We start from the raw sequence: 20,960 nt of genomic DNA, 5'->3' as shown, positions 1-20,960 counted from the left end.
GAGCGGTCAGATGTCGAGTTCCTGTTCGATGAAGTTCACGACGTCCTGGGCGGAGGACTCCTCGGTGAGCACCGCGCCCGGCTCGGTCCCCGCGGGTGTCTCGATCTGGCGCAGCAGTTGCCGGAGCCGGCGCGCGATGCCGGTGCGGGCGTCCGGTGCGCCCACTGCGGTGCCGAGCTGCTGCTCGAGGGCGTCGAGCAGGGTCTGCGGATCGGCCGCCGGGGTGTCGTCGGTGCCGCCCAGGGCGGCGTCGAGGACGGCAGCGACGGCGGCGGGGCTGGGATGGTCGTAGACGAGGGAAGCGGGCAGCGTCAGTCCGGTGCGCCGAGCGAGCCGGTTGCGCAGTTCGACCGCGGTGATCGAGGTGATGCCGTGGTCCTTGAATGCGACGTCCGGGTCGATGACGCCGGCGTCGGTGTGGCCGAGGGCGGCGGCGGTGACGGCGCACACCAGCTCCAGCAGCCGCTGCCGGCGCTCCGGGCCGGCCAGCCCGTCGAGCTCCCTGGTGAAGTCCCCCGTACCGGCACGGTCTTGTACGGGATCGTCGTCCCTGGCGAGGCGGGCGAACAGCGGGCGCTGCCCGGATCCGGAGACCACGTCGAGGAAGCGGTCCCAGTCGATGTCGGCGATCACGGCGTGCGGGGTGTGCGCGGCGAGCGCGGCGCCCATGCGGTCGAGGGCGGAGTCGGCGCGCATGGTCTTCACGCCGCGGCGGCGCAGGGCGGTGGTGTCGACATGCGAGGACATGCCGCCGTTGCCTTCGACGTCGGAGGGCTGCCACACGCCCCAGGCCACCGAGGCGGCCGGCCAGCCCGCGGCGGCAAGTTGCTGGGCGTAGGCGTCGAGGAACGCGTTGGCGGCGGCGTACGAGCTGTGGTCCCCGCTGCCCCACACCCCGGCGATGGACGAGTAGAAGACCAGCGCGTGCACGTCCTCGGGGTCGAGGAGGGCGACAAGGTTCCGGGCGCCGAGCACCTTGGCCCGGAGGATGCCTGCGAAATCGTCCAGGTCCACGTCGAGCACCGACACCAGCTCGCCGGTGCCCGCGGCGTGCAGGACGGTGCGGACGGGCGCGCCTTGGGCGCGGTAGCCGTCGAGCAGGTCCCGCACGGCGTCGCGGTCGGCGATGTCGCACGCCACGACGTCCACCGTGACGCCCTGGTCGCCGAGTTCGGCGACCAGTTCGGGCATGCCCGGGGTGGCGGTGCCGCGTCGGCCGGTCAGCACGATGCGGTCAGCGCCCCGGCCGGCGAGCCAGCGGGCGGTGTGGGTACCGAGCGCGCCGGTGCCGCCGGTGACCAGGACGGTCCCTTCCGGCCGCCAGTCGGCGCCGGAAGCCGGTGCCCACTGCTCGATCCGGCGTACCAGCGCCCGGCCGCTGCGGATCGCCATCTGGTCCTCGTCGTCGACCGGCGCGATCGCGGACACCGCGGTGTCCAGATCGGCGTCGTCGATCCGGTCGGGTGCCGGCAAGTCGATCAGGCCGCCCCACAGTTCAGGGTGCTCCATGGCGACGACCTTGCCGAAGCCCCAGGTCTGCGCGGCGAAGGGGGCGGTGGCCGGGACGTCGCCGACGTGCTGGGCTCCCGTGGTGAGCAGCCACAGCGGCACGGTGCTGCCGATGTCGGCCAGGGCCTGGACGGCGCGGACGGTGGTGGCCAGGCCATGCTGTGTCTGCGGGGTCGAGGGGGCGGTGCGCCCGTCCCGGGACAACAGCGACACGACGATGTCGGCCTCGGCCAGCCGCCCGTGGTCGAGCAGGGCGCGCAACTGCTCGCGGGTGAGGTCTTCGGGCACGACGAACTCGTCGACCGTCAGGCCGCGTCGGCGGACCGCGTCGGCCAGCCGGGCGGCGAGTGCCGTTCCGTCGGCCGGAACGAGGAGCACCCAGCGTCCGGCGGCGGGCACGTCCCGTGCGCCGTCGGGGCGGGGCTCCCACGCGATGCGGTAGTTCTCGGCGCGGGGGGCAGCGTGCAGCCCCTCGCGGACGGCCTCGTCGAGCCAGTGGCGGGTGCGGGCGAAGGGGTAGGTGGGCAGGGCGACGCGCGGGTGCGGTCCGCCGGTCCACACGGGGGTCCAGTCGACGGGCACCCCGTGGGTGTACGCCACGGCCAGCGACGCGATGAACCGCTCGTAGCCGCCCTCCTCCCTGCGCAGGGTGCCGAGGGCGACGGCGGACCCACCCACCGCCTCGATGGTCTCGGTGATCCCGGGCGTCGCCACGGGGTGCGGGCTGACCTCGATGAACGCCCCGAACCCTTCGGTGATCAGGGTGGTCACGCCCTCGGCGAAGCGGACGGTCTGGCGCAGGTTGCGGAACCAGTACTCGGCGTCGACGGTGCCTTCGCGGATCCAGTCCAGATCGACCGTGGAATACATGGGAATTGCGGGTTTGCGGGCGCGTATCGGCGCGAGCACGTCGAGGATCTCCTCCCGGAGGGCGTCGACATGGGCGCAGTGGGACGCGTAGTCGACGTCGATGCGCTTGGCTCGCACCCGCTTCTCGACGGCCCGACGGACGATCTCGTCGAGTGCGTCCGCATCGCCGGTCAGCACCGTGTTGGCCGGCCCGTTGACGGCGGCGACTTCCACCGCGGGCCCGTGCTCGGCGATCAGTTCACGCGCCGCGGACAGCGGCAGCGCCACCGAGGCCATGCCGCCGCGGGCGCCGAGGCCCCGGATCGCCTGGCTGCGCAGGGCGACCACACGGGCCGCGTCGGAGCGGGTCAGCGCGCCGGCGACGTGGGCGGCGGCGATCTCGCCCTGGCTGTGCCCGATCACCGCGGCGGGCGTCACGCCATGCGCGCGCCATACGGCGGCCAGCGCGACGTAGGTCGCCCACAGCGCGGGCTGGACGACGTCGACGCGGGCCAGTTCCGAGGGGTCGTCCTCGGCCAGCATCCGCAGCAGCGACCAGCCGGTGAACGGCTCCAGGGCCTCGGAGCACGCGGTGAACTCGGCGCGGAACGCGGCGCTCTGCTCCAGCAGGCCGGCCGCCATGCCGGGCCACTGGGCGCCTTGTCCGGGGAAGACGAAGACGGGCTGCCGGGTGCCGAGCGCCCGGTTGTGCCGTACGGAGTGCGAGGGCAGTCCGTCGGTGACGGCGGCGAGGCCCGCGAGCAGTTCGTCACGGCCTCGGCCGATGACGACGGCGCGCTCGGGCAGTCCGGCCCGGGCCGTGGCGAGGGTCGCACCGAGGGCCGCCGGGTCGACGGCGGTGTCGGAGGCGAGCGGGGTCACGTCGGCGGCCACGTGCCGTACCGCGTCCGTGCTCGCGGCGGACAGCACCAGCGCGGTCACCGGCTCGGCCGCGCCGGGGAGCTGGTCGGCGACGGGAGCTGCGGATTCGGGCGCCGGGTGCTCAAGAGGCTCGGTGGGCTCAGGGGCCTCCTCAACGAGAGGAGCCTCCTCAACGATCAGGTGAGCGTTGGTACCGCTGACGCCGAAGGAGGACACCGCCGCTCGGCGGACCCGTTCGCCCCGGGGCCAGGGGGTGTTGGCGGTCGCCAGGCGGACCCCGGAGCCCTCCCAGTCGATCTCCGGGGTGGGCTCCTCGGCGTGCAGCGTCCGGGGCAGCTCCTCGTGCCGGAGGGCGAGGATGAGCTTCATCAGGCCGGCAGCACCCGAGGCGGCCTGGGTGTGGCCGACATTGGACTTCACCGAGCCGATCAGCAGGCCGTTCCCCGTGGGCCGGGAGGACCCGTAAACGTCGAGCCGGGAGGACCCGTAAACGTCGATCAGGGCGCGGGCCTCGATCGGGTCGCCCAGGGGAGTGCCGGTACCGTGCGCCTCCACCACGTCGACATCGGCGGCGCGAACCCCGGCGGCGGCGAGCGCCGCGGTGATGACGCGGGCCTGGGAGGGGCCGTTCGGTGCGGTCAGGCCGTTGCTCGCGCCGTCGGAGTTGACGGCGCCGCCACGCAGCACCGCGAGCACCGGTCGGCCGTCGCGCTGCGCGTCGGAGAGGCGCTGGAGCGCCAGGACGGCAGCACCCTCGCCGAATCCTGCCCCGTCGGCGTGGGCCGAGAAGGCCTTGCAGCGTCCGTCGGGGGCGACGCCGCGGACCCGGCTGAATTCGACCAGCGTGGCGGGCGACGACATCACGGTCGCGCCGCCGGCCAGGGCGAGGTCGCATTCGCCGGCGCGCAGGGCGGTCATGGCCAGGTGCAGGCCGACCAGCGAGGAGGAGCACGCGGTGTCCACCGTCACGGCCGGCCCCTGCAGGCCGAGGACGTAGGAGACCCGTCCGGAGGCCACGCTGCAGGCCGCGCCCGTGACGGCGTATCCGGCGACCTCGGCGGTGGCACGGTCGGCCCGGGGCAGGTAGTCCTGCCCCATCACGCCCATGTAGACGCCCGTTTGGGAATCCCGCAGCGAGGTGGGGTCGATCCCGGCGCGTTCGGCGGCCTCCCAGCAGGTTTGCAGGATCAGCCGCTGCTGCGGGTCCATGGCCAGTGCCTCGCGCGGGCTGATGCCGAACGGCTCGGGGTCGAAGCAGGTCGCGTCGGTCAGGAAGCCGCCCTGGTCGGTGAGCGACTTGCCCAGCGCATCCGGGTCCGGGTCGTGCAGTCCGGCCAGGTCCCAGCCGCGGTCCCCGGGCAGGCCGGAGACGAGGTCGGCGCCGCGGCGCAGCGCCGCCCAGTAGTCCTCGGGGGTGGCTATGCCGCCGGGGAACCGGCAGGCCATGCCGACGACGGCGACGGGCTCGGAGCGGGCGCTCTCCAGCTCCCCGACCCGGCGGCGTGCGTGCTGCAGCTCGGTGGTGACCTTCTTCAAGTACTGCCTCAGACGCTCTTCGTTACTCATCTGCTGCCTCCAGCGCGTCAGGGGCCGGTGATTCCTGGCCCATGACCATTCCGAGTTCGTTGTCGATCAGGCCGAAAATCTCGTCGTCGGTGGCACCGTCGAGGCTGTCCACCGGCGCCGTCCCCGTTGTGCGGCCCGTACTGTCGCGCCACTGTCCGGCCAGCGTCCCCAGCGCCTCCTGGACGGCCCGGCCGCCGTCGGCGGAGTCCGCCGCATGCGGGGCGAGCCGGGCGAGCCGCTCGCCCAGGGCCCGCACCGCCTCCAGGGCCGGTGCCAGCGGATCGCCGCGGCCGTGCTGCCCGGCCCCGGCCATCCGCTCCGCCAGATGCGCGGCCAGCGCCTTGGGGTTGGGGTGGTCGAAGACCAGGCCGGCGGGCAGGGACAGGCCGGTTCCGGCCGCGAGGCGGTTGCGCAGCTCGACGGCGTTGATGGAGGTCAGGCCCAGTTCCTTGAACGAGCCGGTCGACGGGATCGCGGAACTGTCGGTGTGCCCGAGGACCTCCGAGAGGTGGCCCAGCACGAACGAGGTGACGATGCGTGCCGCCTCGGCGGGATCGGCCCCGGCGAGCCGGGCCTGCAGCCGACCCGCGTCGTCCTCGGCGGCACGGGCCGGTGCCGAGGACGCGGGGATCAGGGTCTGTGCCATGGGCGGGAGTTGACCGGCGGCCGCCTGGGCACGCAGCGCCGCGAGGTCGAACTCCGTTGCCAGGATGAGGGGTTCGGACCCGTCGACAACCTGGTCGAAGGCGTCCAGCCCGGCGGCGTCGGTGAGCGAGACCAGGCCGCCGCGCCGCACCCGCAGCCGCGCGGCGTCGTCCATGGCGCCCGTCATGCCACTCACCCGCTCCCACAGCCCGAACGCGGCGGACGCCGCGGGCAGTCCTTGTGCGGCCCGCTCGGCCACCAGGCGGTCCAGGGCGGTGTTGGCGGCGGCGTAGTTGGCCTGTCCGGAGCCTCCGAGGGTGCCGGCCGCGGAGGAGAAAACGACGAACGCGCGCAGCGGCAGGTGCGCGGTGAGGTCGTGCAGGTGGAACGCGGCCGGCACCTTCGGGGCGAATACCGTGCGCAGCCGGGCGGCGTCGAGGTCGCCGAGCAGCGCGTCGTCGAGGACCCCCGCGGCGTGCACGACCGCGGTGAGCGGGTGCGCGGCGTCGATCCCGTCGACGGCAGCGGCCAGTTGGTCCCGGTCGGCGGCGTCGCAGGCCACGATCCGTACCCGGGCCCCCGCCGCGTGCAGCCGCTCGGCCAAGTCGCCGGCGTTCGCGGCGCGCTCGCCGGAGCGGCTGAGCAACAGCAGGTGGCGGGTCCGGCCGGTGCTGACGAGGTGCTCGGCGACCAGTGCGCCGAGGGTGCCGGTGCCCCCGGTGATCAGGACTGTCCCGTCGGGGTCCCATTCAGCAGGCGTGGCCGGGGCGGTGAGCGGGCGGAGCCTGGGCATCAGCAACTCGCCTGCGCGCAGGGCCAGTTCGGGCTCGGCGCTGCCGAGGGCGGCGGCGATCAGCCCGAGGTCGGCGCCGGAGCCGGGCACGTCGATGTGCTGGAAGCGGCCGGGTTCCTCGGCGCGGGCGCTGCGCAGCAGGCCGGTGATCCCGGCGTGGGCTAGGGCCTGTGTCGGAAGTCCCTCCCCCACTCTCGGCTTCGCTCGAGCGGGGGGACCCCCATGACCGGGAGGTACCCCCACCCCCGCGGCGTCCGGCACAGGCCCTAGGCCGGCGCCGGCCGGCTCGCCGACGGCGAGCGCCTCGGTGGTCAGCAGGGTCAGCCGTCCGGGGTGGGGGCCCGAGAGCCAGCGCCGGACGGCCTCCAGGCCGGCCTCGGTAGCGGCGAGCGCGGCAGCGGCCGGGTCGGTGGCCTCCGGTGCGGCGAGCGGCACCAGCACCGGGGTGCCGTCCGCCACCAGGCCGGGGGCGGCGTCGAGTGCGGTCCAGTCGGCGACGGGGTCGGCCGTGACGCCGCGCTCTTCAAGGGCGGCGGCGAGGCCGGCGTCGCCGACGACGACCACGCGTCCGGCCGACGGCGCGGCGGGCGCCGGCTCCCAGGCGACCGTGTGGCAGCGGGTGCGGCCGCGCAACGCGGCGGTCGGCACCGGGCGGGCCCGTACGGCCCCGATACCGCCGAGGGCGGCGCCGTCGTCGTCGGCGAGCAGCACCTCCACCGCGGGTCCGTCCGGATCCGCGACCGGGCGCAGCACGGCCCAGAAGGCGGAGGGCAGCGAGGCGGGCAGGTCGGCGTCCTCCCAGCGGTGCGGGAGATGGGCGGTGGTGCCGTCCGCACCGACCAGGTCGATCAGGCCGGACGCGCACGCGCCGTGCAGGACGGCGTCCAGGGCCGGGAGGTCTCCGGCGGCGGTGTCGCCGGACACCCGGGCGTAGACGACATCGTCCCCGTCGGCCGTCTCCCGCCGGAATCCGGTCAGCCGGGAGAACGCCGGGCCGTAGTCGAAGCCCGCGGCGCGCATCTGCTCGTACCAAGCGGCCGCGTCCTCCAGGGACTCGTCGGCGGACGGGACCGCGATGGTGGCGGTCCGCCGGTCGGACGGGGCGGCGGCGAGGGTCGCGGTGGCGACGTGGATCTCCTCGGTGCCGTCGCGGAGTTCGGCGTCGGCGGGGGTGACGTGGACCGTGGCCTGTCCCCCGGGCACGTCCACGGCGACGCGCAGCAGCAGCGGACGGTCGATCACGACCGGGCGATGCAGCACGGTCTCGGCGGGGGCGCCGCATCCCGTACGGCGGCCGGCGTGGCCGAGAGCGTCGAGGACTGCGACGCCGGGCAGCACGTCCGCGTCCAGGACGCGGTGGTCCGCGAGCCAGGGCACGGTGGTGGTGTCGAGCCGGGCGTAGAAGTCGATGCCGCTGCCGTCGGGGCGGCGTACGGCGGCCCTGAGCAGCGGATGCCCCGGGTCGGGCAGCGGCCCGGCGGCGCCCGCCGCGGGGGTGGCGTGCAGCCAGTAGGGCTTGCGGGCGAAGGGATACGTCGGGGCCGTCGGGGTGGTCACGGCGGCCGGTCCGGGGACGCCGGTTGCGCGGGGTTCGCCGGCGGGCGTCCAGTCGACGTCGGCGCCGTGCACGAACGCGGCGGCGAGGGCGCGGGCGAAGCGGTCCGGGCCGCCGTCGCCGCGCTGGAGCGTGCCGATCACATGGGCCGGGGCGGCGCTGTCGGCGATGTTGTCCTCGGTGGCCATGGTGAGCACGGGGTGCGGGCTGCACTCGACGAAGAGGGAGCTGCGTTCCCCGGCCACCTGCTGCACGGCCTGCGCGAACCGCACGGGGTGGCGCAGGTTCCGGTACCAGTACTCGGGGCCCAGTTCGGCGTCGCGGATCCAGCGCAGGTCGAGGGTGGAGTACATCGGGATCCGCGGCGTGAGCGGGGTGATTCCGGCCAGGTCCGCGCACAGCCGGTCGCGCAGCCCCGCCACCTCCGGGTTGTGTGAGGCGTAGACGGCGGGGAGGGCCTTCACCCACACGTCGTCGTCCTGCAGGCTCGCGGTGAAGGCGCGGACGTCCTGGGCGGGGCCGGAAACGATCACCGAGCGGGGCCCGTTGACGGCCGCCACGGTCAGGGTGTCCGGCAGACGCTCGGCGACCTCCGTCTCGCCCAGGGCAACCAAGGACATGGCACCGGACAGGCCGCGCACGGCGGCGCTTCGCCGGCACACCACCAGGGCGGCGTCGGGCAGGCTCAGCGCTCCGGCCACACAGGCGGCGGCGACCTCGCCCTGTGAGTGGCCTATGACTGCGTCGGGGTGCACGCCATGGGCCTGCCACAGGCGTGCGAGCGAGACCATCATGGCGAACAGGGCCGGCTGGACGACTTCGGCCCGCTCGAAGACTGCAGCGGGCCCGGGGGCGGTCAGCACCTCGCGCAGGTCCCAGTCAAGGTGCGGCTGCAGGGCCTCCTCGCACTCGGCGAAGGCGGCGGCGAAGGCGGGACTGGTGCGCAGCAACTCGCCGGCCATGCCGCGCCACTGGGCGCCCTGGCCGGGAAGGACGAAGACTGTCCTGGGCGTCTCGTCGACGACGCCGGTGAGGACGTTGTCGGCGCGGCGGCCCGTGGCCAGCGCGGTGCAGGCGTCGGTCAGGTCGGCGGCGTGGCCGAGGAGCACGGCGCGGTGGGCGAAGCGGCTGCGCGCGCGGTAGACGGCGGCGAGCTCCGCCCCGTCGGCGCTGGGAGCGGCGAGCGCGGCACCGACGTGTTCCGCGTACGTGCCCAACTGCTCGGCGCTCCGGGCCGACAGGGGCAGGACGAGCGGGGTGTCGGCGGTCTGCTCCGCTACCAAGGGCGCTGTCCCGGGCTGGGCTTCTTCCAGCCGTACGGGGGGCTCGTCACGTTGTTCCAGGACCACGTGGGCGTTGGTGCCGCCGATGCCGAAGGCCGATACCGCGGCGCGCCGCACGCCGTCCCTGGCCGGCCAGGGACGGGCGGAGTGGACCAGACGCACCGTCTCGGCGCTCCAGTCGATCCGGGTGCTGGGCCGGTCCGCGTGCAGGGTGGGCGGCAGCACGCCCGCACGCATGGACTCGATCGTCTTGATCAGCCCGGCGACGCCCGCCGCTGCCTGGGTGTGGCCGATGTTCGACTTCAACGACGCGATCCACAGCGGTCGGCCGCTGTCCCGTTCGGCGCCGTAGGTGGCCAGGAGCGCCTGGGCCTCTATGGGGTCGCCGAGCGGCGTGCCGGTGCCGTGGGTCTCGACGGCGTCGATGTCCGCGCTGTCCAGGCCCGCGTCGGCCAGCGCGGCGCGGATCAGCCGCTGTTGGGCGCGGCCGTTGGGCGCGGTGACCGAGGAGCTGGCTCCGTCGGAGTTGACGGCGCTGCCGGCGATCACCGCGAGGACCGGGTGCCCGTGCGCGCGGGCGTCGCCGAGGCGTTCCAGGAGCACCACACCGGCTCCCTCGCCCCACGCGGTGCCGTCGGCGTCCTCGGCGAAGGCGCGGCAGCGGCCGGAGGGGGACAGGCCGCGCTGCCGGGCGAGCTCGGTGAACGAGGTGGGCGTGGACATCACCGTGACCCCGCCGGCCACCGCAAGGCCGCACTCGCCGCGCCGCAGCGCCTGCACGGCCAGGTGAGCGGTCACCAGCGACGAGGAGCAGGCGGTGTCCACCGAGGCCACCGGGCCGTGCCAGCCGAAGGTGTGCGCCACCCGCCCGGAGGCGATGCTCGCCGCGCTCCCGTTGCCGACGAACCCTTCGTATCCGGTGGGCACTGGGTTCAGTCGTGAGGCGTAGTCGTTGTACATGACCCCGGTGAACGCGCCCGTGTCGCTGCCGCGCAGCGCGCCGGGTTCGATCCCGGCGCGTTCCAGCGCCTCCCAGGTGATTTCCAGCAGCAGCCGCTGCTGGGGGTCCATGGCCAGCGCCTCGCGCGGGCTGATGTCGAAGAACTCGGCGTCGAAGTGGTGGGCGTCGTACAGGAAGCCGCCCTGGGTCGTGTACGTGGTGCCGGGGTGGTCGGGGTCCGGGTCGTAGAGCCGGTCCAGTGGCCAGCCGCGGTCCTGCGGGAACCCGCCCATCGCGTCGACGCCGCCCTCGGCCAGCCGGAACAGCTCGGCGGGCGTGCGCACCCCGCCCGGATAGCGGCAGGCCATGCCGATGACGGCGATCGGCTCGTGCTGCCGCTCGCGCTCCCGGGCCAGTTCCTCGCGGGTCTGCTGGAGTTCCTCGGCCGCCTTGCGCAGGTAGCCGCGGAGTGTTTCTTCGGTAGTGCTCATGACCGGGTTGCCCCTCCGTCGACGATGGCGAACAGTTCTTCGTCGCTGGCCTCGGCCAGGCCCGGGGGGCCGCCGCTCTCGGAGTCCTCGTCGGACTGCTCCGATACGTCGAGTTCGGCCGTCACATAGGCGGCGAGCTCGGCCGGCGTCGGGCAGTCGAAGACCACCGTGTTGGGCAGGGCCACGGCGCAGCTCTGCGCGAGCTGGTTGCGCAGTTTGACCGCGGCTAGGGAGTCGAAGCCGAGGTCGAGGAATCCGCGGTCGGCGGGGACGGCGGAAATGCTGGTGTGCCCGAGCACCCTTGCCGCGGTGCGCCGGACCAGGTCGAGCACCACGCCGGGGCGCTCGGCGGGCAGATAGGCCCCCAGGTCGAGTTGGGGCACGTCGTCCGGATGGTCTGCGGCGGTCCGCAGGAGCGGCGCGATGGGAGCGGGCGCGGTCCGCGGATCGCTCGCGGCGGACGGGTTGAGCGCGGCGACGACCACGGTGGGGGCCGGTTCGTCGGCGAGGACGGTGTCGAGGGCGGCCAGTGCCCGGTGCGGTTCCATGGGGAGGATGCCGTCCTCGGCCAGGCTCGCCAACTCCTGTTGCGACAGCGTGCCGGCCATGCCATCGGAGCCGCCCCACAGTCCCCACTGGATGCTGGTGGCGGGCAGCCCTCGGTCCGCGCGGTGCCGGGCCAGGGCGTCCAGGAAGGCGTTGGCGGAGCTGTAGTTGGCCTGTCCCGCCGAGCCGAAGGCGCCGGCGAGGGAGGAGAACAGGACGAAGGTGCGCAGGTTTTCGCCGGCGGCGCGGTGCAGATGCCACGCTGCGTCGGCCTTGGCGGCGAGGACGCGATGCAGCTGGTCGTCAGTCATGGCGTCGAGCGTCGAGTCGGCCAGCACTCCCGCCGTGTGCAGCACTCCCCGGACCGGGTGGGCCGCGAACACGGACTGCACCGCGTCCTGTTCGGTCAGGTCACAGGCGACCACCTCGACGGTCGCGCCGCCCGTACGCAGTTCCTCGGCCAGTTCGCGCAGGACAGGGTCGCCCTCGCCCCGTCGGGACAACAGCAGCAGGTTGCGGGCGCCCCATTCGGCCACGGCCCACCGGGCCACCTGTCGTCCGATGCCACCGCCGGCGCCGGTGATCAGCAGCAGCTCCTGCGGGTCCGGCCACACCGGTCCAACAGCGGTGGGCGGGGCGGACCGGTGCAGGACGGGGCGGTACCAGCGGCCACGGCGGAGCAGCCATTCGCGCCCGTCCCGCACGGTGACGGCGGCCGGCAGCTGAGCGAGGGAGGCCGCGTCGTCGTCGGCCGCGAGCAGCACGATCCGGCCGGGGTGCTCGGCCTGCGCGGCCCTGGCCAGACCGGCCACGGCCGAACCGGCGAGCGCGCCGTCGGCCTCCGGATCAGGCACCAGCACCACGACCGGCAGCTGTGCCCGCAGCGCCTCGCGCAGGGCGGCCGACGCGGTGCGGACTGCCTCGTGTGTGGCGCGCACCGGGTCGTCGCCGCTGGCGGCGGCCCTGGCGTCGACGAGGGTGATCTCCTCGCCGTTGCCACCGGACAGGGGGGAGTCGAATCCGACGGCGTGTACCGCGGCAGAGCCGGCGAGCGGGGGTGTGTCGACTGCTTCGGCGCGGATCTCCCACCGGGCCGCCCCGTGCGAGGCGGCGAGCTGGTCGGGGCGCAGAGCGCGCAGGGTGACCCGTCCGACGGTGGCGAGGTGTTCGCCCGTCTCCGTGGTGATCTCGGCGGAGACGGCGGGGACTTCGCCGGGTCGGGCATCGGCGTCGAGCCGGGCGTGCAGGACGCTGCCGGGGGCCGGGGTCGCCCCGGCAAGGCGGACGTTCTCCCAGGTGAACGGCGCCCACAGCGTGTCGTCGTCGGCCGGTAGGCCGGGCAGCAGGCCGAGGATGACCGGGTGCAGCGCGGCGTCCAGGAGCGCGGGCGCCAGCACCGGCCAGCTCACCGTGCCCTCAGGAACCACGAGTTCGGCCTCGGTACGGCCCTCGGCCGTGCGGACCGTCCGCAGTGCGCGGAACGCGGGACCGTAGTGGTAGCCGCGCCCGGCAAGCCGCGCGTAACCGTCCACGATCGCCTCCGCAGGCACGGCGGCTGCGTCCGCGCCGAGGGCAGGAGCCGTCTCTTCCTGCGCGCCGCTCAGCGTGTCCGGGCGGACGGTGCCCTCGGCGCTCGACGACCACGGGCCGCCCGCACGGTCCCGGACGCTCACCGTGAACTTCCGCCGTCCCGCGTCCTGCCCTGCAGTGACGGCGACCTGCACGTCCAGCCGGTCGGCGCAGACGGCGGGCGTGTGGAGGGTGAGTTCCTCCACGACGGGGCAGCCCGCCTCCTGGCCGACGCTCGACACCAGGGCAGCCACATAGGTACCGGGAAGCACGCAACTGCCGTGAATCAGATGGTCGTTCAGCCACGGCTGCCGCTGCGCGTCCACCGTGACCTGGCCGACCACCGTGTCGGTGGAGGCCACTTCGACGACCTGGTCCAGGAGCGGCCCCGCCGAGGGAGTGTCCGGTTCGGCGCTCGCCCAGTAGTGCTGCCGGGTGAACCCGTACGTCGGCAGGTCGATCCGGTTTCCGGTACCGGTCAGCGCGGTCCAGTCGACGGTCCGCCCGGCCACGTGCACGGCTGCCAACGCGTCCACGAGCGAGGCGAGTTCGGGGTGCTTGGCCGACAGTGCGGCGACCGCGGTGACGGACTCGCCCCGCTCCTCCACCATGCCGGTCAGCGCACCGTCGGGGCCCAGCTCCAGCAGGTGGCGGTGGCCGGAGGCAGCCAGCGTGTCGATCGCGTCGCCGAAGCGGACGGTGCCGCGCACGTGCCGCACCCAGTACTCCGGGTCGGTGAGGTCGGCGGCGCCGGCGAAGGAGCCCGAGGCGTTCGAGACCAGCGGGATCCTCGGCTCGTGGTAGGTGACGGACCGCGCGGCCTTCCGGAACTCGTCCAGCACGGCGTCCATGTGGGCCGAGTGGAAGGCGTGCGACACCTTGAGCCGCTTGGTCCGTACGCCCTCGTCGGCGAGGTTCCGCAGCAGGTCCTCCACGGCGTCCAGGTCTCCGGAGACCACGACCGAGGCCGGGCCGTTGACCGCCGCAATCGACAGTCGGCCGTCGTAGTCGCGTATCCGCTCGGCAACCTCCGCCTCGGACTCCCGCACACTCGCCATGCCTCCCCGGGCGGCCGCGCTGTCCATGGCCGCGGCACGGGCCGCGATGAGGCGGGCGGCGGCGGCGAGATCGAACACACCCGCAACATGAGCTGCCGTCAGCTCGCCCAGGGAGTGTCCGGCGACCGCGTCCGGCACCAGACCGGCGGCGGAGGCCAGGACGAACAGGGCGCGCTCCAGCGCGAACAGGGCGGGCTGGGCGAAGAGCGTACGGTGCAACCGGGGATCGTCCGGCTGCATGATCACGTCCAGCAGCGGGGCGTCGAGCAGTCCGTCGAACGCCTCGCACGACTCGCGCAGCGCCCGGGCGAAGACCGGAGAGGCGGCCATGAGGTCGGCACCCATCTGCGCGCGCTGGGACCCCTGGCCGGTGAACAGGAAGGCGAGCCGGCCCTCGGCCGCAGTGCCGGTGAACACGCCCGGCACATCCTGCCCGGCCGCGACGGCGGCAAGACCGGAGCGCAGTTCGGGCAGACCGCGACTGGTCACCACGGCCCGCAGGCGGTGCTGGGCCCGGTGCCGGGTCAGCGTCCAAGTGATGTCGCCGAGCGGGGCGTCCGGATGGGCCTCCAGGAAGCGGATCAGCCGTGCCGCCTGTTCCCGCAGGCTGCTGTCGCTGCGCGCGGACAGCGGCAGCACGGTGGCCGCTCCCTCCGTCCCTGTCGCCTCCGCAGGCCGGTCCGTCTCACGGTCCTCGGTGCCGGGCGCACCCTGGGCCTGCCTCGTGCCGGCCGACTCGGGGGCCTGCTCCAGGATGACGTGGGCGTTGGTGCCACTGGCCCCGAACGAGGACACGGCCACCCTGCGCTGCCGATCGTGCTGGGGCCACGGCTGATTCTCGGTGAGCAGGCTCACGTTGCTGCCGTCCCAGGCGACGTGGGGGGACGGTTCGTCGATGTGCAGGCTCTTCGGCACGATGCCCGCCCGCATCGCCATCACCATCTTGATGACGCCGCCGAGTCCGGCAGCAGCTTGTGTGTGGCCGATGTTGGACTTCAACGAGCCGAGCAGCAGCGGCCGTTGCCGCTGTACGCCGTACGCCTCGATGATGGCGCCGGCCTCGATCGGATCGCCCAGCCGGGTGCCGGTCCCGTGGCCCTCCAGCACGTCGACCTCGGCGGGGCCGAGCCCGGCGGCGGCCAGGGTGCGTTCGATGACGCGGCGCTGCGCGGAGCCGTTGGGCGCGGTCAGCCCATTGCTCTGGCCGTCCTGGTTCACGGCCGTGCCACGGACGAGAGCGAGGACGGGGTTGCCGTCGGCCAGCGCGTCGGAGAGCCGCTGTACGAGCACCACGCCGGCGCCCTCGGACCACCCGGTGCCGTCGGCGGCCGCGCTGTAGGCCTTGCACCGGCCGTCGGCGGCCAGGCCGCGCTGCCGGGAGAACTCGGTGAACGTCTGCGGGCTGGACATCACGGTGGCGGCCCCGACGACGGCGATCCGGCACTCCCCCGCCCGCAGCGCCCCGGCGGCCGTGTGCAGAGCGACGAGCGATGAGGAGCACGCGGTGTCGACGGTGACCGCCGGTCCCGAGAAGCCGAAGGTGTACGCGAGCCGCCCGGAGGCCACGCTCGGGGTGTTGCCGCTCAGCAGGTAGCCGTCGAGCCCGTGCCGGGAGCCGGAGAGATTGCCCCCGTAGTCCTGGGCCATCAGTCCGACGTAGACCCCGCAGTCGGTGCCGCGCAGTTGCTGCGGGTCGACGCCCGCGTGCTCGAACGACTCCCAGGTGAGCTCCAGGAGCAGACGCTGCTGGGGATCCATGGCGAGGGCCTCGGTGGGGGCGATGCCGAAGAACTCGGCGTCGAACTGGGCGGCGTCGTAAAGGAATCCACCGTTCCGGGTGGTGCTCGTGCCCGGTCGGTCCGGGTCATCGCTGAAGAGCGTCGTCAGGTTCCAGCCCCGGTCGCGAGGGAACTCACCAATGGCATCGGTGCCGTTGAGCACCAGTTGCCACAGGGCTTCCGGGCTCTCCGCACCGCCGGGGTAGCGGCAGGCCATGCCGACGATCGCGAGCGGCTCGTCGGAGGGGGCCTTGGCCGGCGCGGGTTCGCTCGTCGGGGTCCGGGCCCGGTCGCCGTCGCCGGAGTCCTCCGCCAGCCGCTGCTGCAGGGCTTCGGCCATCGACCGGGGCGTGGGGTGGTCGAAGACGACGGTCGGCGGCAGCCGGAATCCCAGTTCGGTGCCTATCGCGTTGCGGAACTCCACGGCGGTGAGCGAGTCAAAGCCCAGCTCCTTGAACGAGACGTCGGGTTCGATGAGCTCGCCGGGCGCGCTGCGCAGCACCCGGGCGGCCAGCGCGGTGACCCTCTCGGTCAGTGCAGTCAACTGTTGACGCGGCTCCAGAGCCAGCAGTTCGGCGCGCAGGTTCTGCCGCCCGGCCTCGACGCGGGGTTGCGGCCGCTGCGCCAGCGGGTGGCCGCTGCGGGAGAGGGCCTTCAGGTCGAGGTCGGCGGCGACCACGGTGGCGGCGCCGGAGGCGAGCGCGCGGTCGAACAGGCCCAGCGCGGCCTCGTTCTGCATCGGCCGCAGCCCGAGTTCCGTGAGCCTGCGCCGGCCCGCCTCGTCCAGCTGCGCGGTCAACGCGCTGGTCTCGCCCCATAGCCCGAGCGCGACACTGACGGCAGGCAGCCCGGCTGCGTGGCGGTTGTGCGCGAGGGCGTCCACGTAGGAGTTGGCTGCCGCGTACCCGGCCTGACCGGAGGTGCCGAGCAGGCCGGCGAGCGAGGAGAGGAGCACGAACGAGATCAGCGGCAGGTGCTCGGTCAGATCGTGCAGGTGCTGGGCGGCGGCCGCCTTGGGGGCCAGCACCGTGTCGATCCGGGCGGCGTCGAGGTTCTGCACGGTGGCGTCGTCGAGGATCCCTGCGGTGTGCACCACGGTGGTGAGGGGATGTTCCTCGCCAACGGAGTCGATGAGCTCGGCGAGGCGCGCACGGTCACCGACGTCGGCACGCTCGATGCGCACCTCGGCGCCCAGACCGGAGAGCTCGGCGGCCAGCCCGGCGGCCCCCTCGGCATCAGGCCCGCTGCGGCTGACCAGCAACAGATGCCGTACGCCGTGCACGGCGACCAGGTGCCGTGCGATGTGCCCGCCGACGGTGCCGGTGCCACCGGTGATCAGGGCCGTACCTGCGTCCTGATCTGCGTTCTGGCGAGGTAGGGCCGTGCCTGCGTCGTGGCGAGGTGCGGTTGCCGGTGTCGGCGTGAGCTCCGTGACGGCCGGGCGCAGCCAGCGGCCCGCACGGTGGGCGAGTTGCGCGAAGCCGGCGCGAGCGAGTGCGAGCGCCTGCTCGGGCGGAGGTACGGTGCCGTCCTCGCTGTCGGCCAGGATCAGCCGGTCCGGCAGCTCGGACTGCGCGGACCGGACCAGTCCCCACACGGCCGCACCTGCGGGGTCGATGGCCCCGGCGAATGCGTCGTCGTCCTCGGTCCCGGCGGCGACGGCACGGCGCGTGACGACCAACAGCCGTTCGCCGTCGGCTTCCTGGACCGCGGCGAGCGCCTCGGCGAGCAGCGCGCGGGTCCGCTCCACCGGGTCGGTGCTGGTGTCGGTGGTTGTGTCGCCGCCGGTCAGGTCCAGCAGGCGTGGGAGCCGGTCATCGGCGGCCTCGCCTGGTGTCGGTGTCACCGGGAGCCACCGCACGGCGTGCAGCGGCAGCGGCCGGTCGACGGCCGCCCGCAGCTCCGCCACCTCGGCCTCGCGGACCCGCACCTCACCGATCCGGGCGACGAGACGGCCTCGGGTGTCGCTGACGAGCACTGTGAAGGTATCGGGCCCCACGGCACGCACCCGGGTCCGCAGCACTCCTTCGGCTCCGGGAGCGACGAGTTCCACGTCGGTGAAGGTGAAAGGCAGACGAAGTCCGGACTCGTCGCCGAACAGCCCGAAGGCGATCGGCTGCAGCGCGGCGTCCAACATGCCGACCGTAGGGGCCTGGCCGGCGCCGAACTCCGCGTGCAGCTCGGCCGGGAGCGCCAGTTCGGCCAGAATCTCGTCCTCGGCCCGCCACAGGGCACGCACGGCGGTGAACGCCGGTCCGTACTCGTAGCCGCGTTCCCCCGCCCGCTGGTAGGCCGCATCGGCGTCAAGCGGCTGCGCGCCCTCGGTGTCCCAGGTGTCGTACGCGGCCCTGTCGGTGCTCGGAGTCAGGACTCCGCTGGCGTGTCGCAGGAACGGCGGGCCGGCGGAATCGGCGGCGCGCACCGAGTGGATCTCGAAGTTCCAGTGGTCCTCCGTGTCGGCCGGGCGCACCAGAACCTGCACCGTGGCGGGGCCGCTCAGAGCGAGCGGAGCGTGCAGGACCAGCTCGGCGACGGACGGAGCACCGACCTGCTCACCGGCGTGCCAGGCGAAGTCCAGGAAAGCCACTGCGGGCAGCACGGGCGTGCCACCGATGCTGTGGTCGGCCGCCCATGGCAGACGCTGGTCGTCGACCGTACCCGTGAACAGCGTGGCCGGAGTTTCCGCGTCGGCGGACGCGATCAGGGTCCCGTCGTCGAGTACGGGGTGGGTGTGGGGGGTTGGGGCGGTGGTGGGGGTGAGCCAGTAGGTGGTGTGGGTGAAGGGGTGCGGGGGCAGCTCGACATGGCGGCCGGGCCGGGGTGTGGGTAGGGGCGCGGTGTGTCCGTGGGCCCAGGCGCTGGCCCGGTGCAGCAGCAGGGTGGGCTCCGCGTCCGCCTCCCGCACCAGGCTGGGCAGGATCAGCGCCTGCTCGCCGTGGCCGGCGGCCTCCAGGATCTGCTCCAGGCCGGTGGTCAGCGTCGGGTGCGGGCTGATCTCGATGAACGTGTCGCAGGTCGCGGCCAGTTCGGCCACCGTGGTCGCGAAGCGGACCGGGCTGCGCAGATTCTCCAACCAGTACTGGGCGGTGAGCTGGGCGGTGTCCAGCTCCGTGCCGGTGACCGTGGAGTGGAAGGCGACCTTGGACGCGCGGGGCGCGGTCTGGGGCTGCCAGGCCAGCAGTTCATCCGCGATCGCGTCGACGGAGGGGTGGTGGGAGGCGTAGGCCACCTCGATCCGCCGCGCCCACACGCCCTCGGCCTCGGCCCGGGCCAGCAGCACTTCCAGTTCCCCATCGGGCCCCGATATCACCGTGTTGGAAGGGGAGTTGAACGCGGCAATGACCAGATCGCCGGTCAGCCAGGGCGTTATGCGCTCCGCGTCCGCGTTCACGGTGACCATGCCCGACCCGGCCGGCAGCCGCCCGATCGCCCGGGACCGTGCCACCGACAGCGACAGCACATCCTCCAGCCCAAGCGCCCCGGCCACATACGCCGCCGCGATCTCCCCTTGGGAATGCCCGACCACCGCATCGGGCACCATCCCTTGGGCCCTCCACCACGCCGCCAAGGACACATTCACCGCGCACAACGCCGGCTGCACCACGTCCGTGCGCGCCAACGCCTGTGCGTCCCCCAGCACCTCGAACAGATCCCACCCCGCCAGGTCCGCCAGGATCTGTCGGCACTCCTCCATGCGCTCGGCGAACGCCCCCGGCTTCTCCAGCAACTCCCTCGCCATGCCCGGCCACTGGCCGCCCTGCCCGGGAAACACAAACACCGTGCCCGACCGGCCCCCGGCCCGCGCCCGCACCACGCCCTCGTGCTCACGGCCCTCGGCCAGGGCCTCGACCCCGGCCACCAGCTCATCCCAGGCACGGCCCACCACCACCGCCCGGTGAGCGAAGACCGACCGCTCCACCCCGAGCGTGTGCGCCACATCCCCCACCGACACCGACCCGGCCAACACCCCCAACCGGCCCGCCAAACGCCCCGCGAACTCCCCCAACGCCTCGCCGCTACGCGCCGATACCACCCACGCCACCGACTCCGACACGGCAGCGGAATCGGACGAGGGGCTGGAGACGACCGAGATCGACTCGGGCTCCTCCCCCGCCTCCAACACAGCGGGAACTGGAGGCTGTTCGAGGATCAGGTGGGCATTGGTCCCGCTGATACCGAACGAGGACAGCCCCGCCCGACGCACCCGCTCCCCGCCGTCCGACCAGTCCCGGCCTTCCGTCAACAGACGGAGCGAAGACCCCTCCCAATCGATGTGCGGACTCGGTGTCCGCGCATGCAGGGTCGGCGGCAGCTGCCCGTGCCGGAAGGCGCCCAGCACCTTGATGATCCCGGCCATCCCCGCAGCCGCCTGCGCATGCCCCACATTCGACTTCACCGACCCCAACCACAACGGCCGCTCACGCCCCGCGTCATACACTCCCTGCAACGCCTGCGCCTCGATCGGGTCCCCCAGCCGCGTCCCCGTTCCATGCGCCTCCACCACGTCCACATCACCCGGCGCCAGCCCCGCATCCGCCAGCGCCGCCCGGATCACCCGCTGCTGCGCCGGACCATTCGGCGCCGTGAGCCCGTTACTCGCCCCATCCGAATTCACCGCACTACCCCGCACCACCCCCAACACCGGGTGCCCCGCCGCCAGCGCGTCCTCCAACCGCTCCAGCACCAACACCGCGGCGCCCTCGGCCAGGCCGAACCCCGCAGCATCCGCCGAAAACGCCCGGCACCGCCCATCCGGCGACAACGCCCCCTGCCGCGAAAACTCCACAAACAACCCCGGCGACGACATCACCGTCGCCGCACCCGCCAACGCCAACGACGACTCCCCACGCCGCAACGACGCCACCGCCAAATGCACCGCCACCAACGACGACGAGCACGCCGTGTCCACCGTCACCGACGGCCCACCCAAACCCAGCACATACGACAACCGCCCCGACGCCACACTCGGCGTCGACCCCGTCAGCAAGTAGCCGGATACCCCGGCCGGTCCATCCGAGAGGGCGGGACCGTACTCGCCGGCGATTTCGCCGACGAACACGCCCACGTCGCGTCCCGCCAGGCTGTCGGGCACGATTGCGGCATTCTCCAAGGCCTCCCAGGAGCACTCCAGCAACAGCCGCTGCTGCGGATCCATCCCCAACGCCTCACGCCGCGAAATCCCGAAGAACCCCGCGTCAAACCCACCCGCATCCGCCAGAAACGACCCAGCGGACACCACACCCCCACCGAACACCCCCGCATCCCACCCACGATCCAACGGCACCCCCGACACCGCCTCACGCCCCGAAACCACCACATCCCACAGGTCCTCAAGACCCGCCACACCACCCGCATACCGGCACCCCACACCCACCACCGCAACCTCACCCCCGGCGAGGTCGTGGTTCTCCTTTCGCAGGCGGGCGTTGTCCTGCAGCGCGGCGCGCAGCGCTTCGACCAACTTGGTGGATTCCTGCGTGGTCACGATGTCTCCTT

Annotated in this window: 2 protein-coding genes and 3 pseudogenes; all 5 read right to left on the bottom strand. The window is 73.7% G+C overall.

What is annotated here, in order from left to right:
- Positions 1 to 6: 6 nt before the first annotated feature.
- Positions 7 to 4,788 (bottom strand): annotated as a pseudogene (locus K9S39_RS41020) (SDR family NAD(P)-dependent oxidoreductase); the annotation flags it as partial.
- Between the two features lie 10 nt (positions 4,789 to 4,798).
- Complete coding sequence (locus K9S39_RS43435; protein ID WP_454896521.1) at positions 4,799 to 5,452, bottom strand: phosphopantetheine-binding protein; 654 nt, start codon at positions 5,450 to 5,452, stop codon at positions 4,799 to 4,801.
- 210 nt (positions 5,453 to 5,662) lie between these two features.
- Positions 5,663 to 7,687, bottom strand: a pseudogene (locus K9S39_RS43430) (type I polyketide synthase); the annotation flags it as partial.
- A gap of 183 nt (positions 7,688 to 7,870) precedes the next feature.
- Positions 7,871 to 10,366: pseudogene (locus K9S39_RS43425) on the bottom strand (type I polyketide synthase); the annotation flags it as partial.
- 143 nt (positions 10,367 to 10,509) lie between these two features.
- Positions 10,510 to 20,949: a type I polyketide synthase gene (locus K9S39_RS41010; RefSeq protein WP_283113359.1), complete on the bottom strand. Its 10,440-nt coding sequence runs from the start codon at positions 20,947 to 20,949 to the stop codon at positions 10,510 to 10,512.
- Between the last annotated feature and the right edge of the window lie 11 nt (positions 20,950 to 20,960).

The organism is Streptomyces halobius (genome assembly GCF_023277745.1).
GTDB lineage: Bacteria > Actinomycetota > Actinomycetes > Streptomycetales > Streptomycetaceae > Streptomyces > Streptomyces halobius.
Note: the sequence above shows the minus strand (reverse complement) of the source record. Positions and strands in the feature narration are given on the sequence as shown.